2 protein-coding genes are annotated in these 1,859 nt (G+C 68.6%); both read right to left on the bottom strand.

Annotated elements, in window-relative coordinates; all coding sequences use genetic code 11:
- Positions 1-77: 77 nt before the first annotated feature.
- A complete protein-coding gene (locus tag ABZX75_RS34270) occupies positions 78-1,418 on the bottom strand; it encodes an IS701 family transposase (protein WP_355418145.1) in 1,341 nt (446 codons plus the stop codon).
- A gap of 241 nt (positions 1,419-1,659) precedes the next feature.
- Positions 1,660-1,859 (bottom strand): transposase (locus ABZX75_RS34265; protein ID WP_355418142.1); only part of this gene is annotated, 200 nt, incomplete at its 5' end.

Here is a 1,859-nt window from a genome sequence, read left to right as displayed (position 1 = left end):
CCGCCCTCCGACGAACCGCCCGCGATTACCGCCGCCCCCTGCCCGCCCTCGGCCTCACCTGACGAAACCGGACAAGATCACCTCACGCAATGCCCCTGGCAGAGGCGGGCGCGGTGTTGGTGGCGTCGGCGCCAGGTGGACCACCACAGCAGGTGTTCGGGGTCTCGCCGGGGTGGCGGAAGGGTCAGGGCCCGTAACAGGCGGTTCGTGGCTGCTGAGGGGGACGAGGTCGGCTTCGGCGGGGTCGTTCCGGCAGGTTTGGGCGGCGCGTTCGAGGGCGGCGACGGTGGCCAGGAAGGCGTAGGCGACCAGGGTGATCGGCTCCAGCGGTGCCAGGAGTTCCAGCAGGTGACCTGGCCTTTGTCGAGGTGGCAGGTCTCCTTCGCGTCCTGGAAGTCGTCCTCCACCCGCCATCTGCGGCACACCGGTGACACCAGTCGCGCCAGAGTCACCGGCCTGGGGGTGTAGCAGCGGTAGTAGGACAGGTTACGGGTGTAGCGGTGTCGGCGGACCAGTAGCACGGACGTCCCCGCGTCGCGGTCGTGTCCGTCAGGGGTGCCGTCGGCCGTGACCTCGATCATCGCCCAGTCGTAGTCGCGTACCCCCTTGTGCCCCGTACCGGTCCGCATCCGCTGCCAGGCCCGCTTCGGCAGCCGGGCGGCGACCTTGGATACGTTCAGCTTCACGGCCGGGGTGGTGACCTGGTGGCTGGAGCGCAGGGCCACGACGTAGCCCAGGCCCAGCTCACGGCAGGGGGTGCGCAGCCCCCGTCCTCCGTAGACCTCGTCCCCGAGGAAGAACGAGGCGGGTATGCCGTCCTGCCCGATGGCGCTGCGGAGCATGTCCGCCGCGAGCTGAGGCTTGGTCGTGAAGCACAGCTCGTCGGGCACACCGGCCAGCTCGCGGCGCTCCTCGTCGCCGGCCCACTCCTTCGTGAAGTACAGGCGCCGGTCGACCAGGCAGTGCCCGGCAGCGGTGGCGAAGGTCAAGTGCACCGTGACCTGGCACAGAGCGACTCCGCCGACCGAACCGGAGTACTGGCGGGCCGCGGCCACCGCGTCGGTCGAGGACTTCGCATCCCCCGTCTCGTCCGCGATCAGGATCCCGCCGCCGTCGTCGAGCAGGCCCACGGCCCAGGCCGCCGTCCGCACCAGCACCGCTTCTTCGTCCCACACCGCACGGGACAGCAGATGGTGCAGGCGGTGCGGACCCCGCTCACCGATCGCTTCGGCCAGGCTCCAGCAGTTGGCGTCCTCGAGCTCCATCAGCATGCCCCGGGTCATCCGCGCGAACGTCTCCCGGGTCTCGGACCGGGCGAAGCGGTCGGCCACCGAGGCCAACAGGCCCCCGAGCGCGGCACCGTGACCTTCGTGGTCTACCGTGGCCGAAGCGGCCGTCTCGTTCTCATGTTGCGTCACACCACGTCATGATCAAAGCGGCCGATCTTGTGCCCGCAGCCACCCCCATCACGCCGCTGGCCAGCCGCGATGAACACCAACAGAGCTATCTACAGCTGCCGTGTCAGAGCCACAACCGAAGCCCGAGCAGCCGTACGCGCAGTCACAGCTCATTGAGCTTGTTCAGTGTGGCCACCGATCGGGTGACACGACTCCCAGAGCAGGGTCTGTCAATCGAACGGTGTATCCAGGATGGTTGGGGTTACTGGCGGGCTGTGGAGAGGCGGCCGTCGAAGGTGATGTCGAAGGCGTTCAGGGCGGTCTTCCAGCGCATGGTCCAGCGGGCCTGTCCCTTGCCGGTGGGGTAGAGCGACATGATGGCCATGTAGACGCACTTTAGGGCCGCGGTCTCGTTCGGGAAGTGTCCACGTGCCTTGACCGCCCGCCGGATCCTGGCGTTCA

It is taken from the genome of Streptomyces sp. NPDC003038 (assembly GCF_040611115.1).
Taxonomy (GTDB): Bacteria; Actinomycetota; Actinomycetes; order Streptomycetales; family Streptomycetaceae; genus Streptomyces.
The sequence above is the reverse complement of the archived record's forward strand: the minus strand, read 5'-3'. Positions and strand labels throughout refer to the sequence as shown.